General features: G+C 60.9%; 1 pseudogene. It reads left to right on the top strand.

The window, feature by feature from the left end:
• Nucleotides 1-304: pseudogene (locus tag ACTJKJ_RS27325) on the top strand (serine protease); the annotation flags it as partial.

Below are 304 nucleotides of genomic sequence, written 5' to 3'. Positions count from 1 at the left end.
TCTGATACAGGTTGATTTCCATACGGACGGCAACAATCTGGCGACAGTCGCGAGTGCTGCTCTTCCTCTGTATGAAGCGGGCACCGCGGCGTGGAGACAAGGAAGGGACGCGGCGGGAGACGTCGACGTAGCGACTCTCAAGCTCCGGCGGGAACAGATGCCGCACAAGGCGGTCTGGCAAGCCTTTCCATCCGAAGAGATGCCGGAGCCGGAACGGGACATCGGCTTGGGTACGCCGGTGCTGATCGTCGGGTTCCCCATGGGGTTTCACGATGAATTGCATCACCTACCGGTGGCTCGATCC

Source organism: Roseateles sp. 22389 (genome assembly GCF_052044995.1).
In the GTDB taxonomy this organism is placed as follows: domain Bacteria; phylum Pseudomonadota; class Gammaproteobacteria; order Burkholderiales; family Burkholderiaceae_C; genus Roseateles.
Note: the sequence above shows the minus strand (reverse complement) of the source record. Positions and strands in the feature narration are given on the sequence as shown.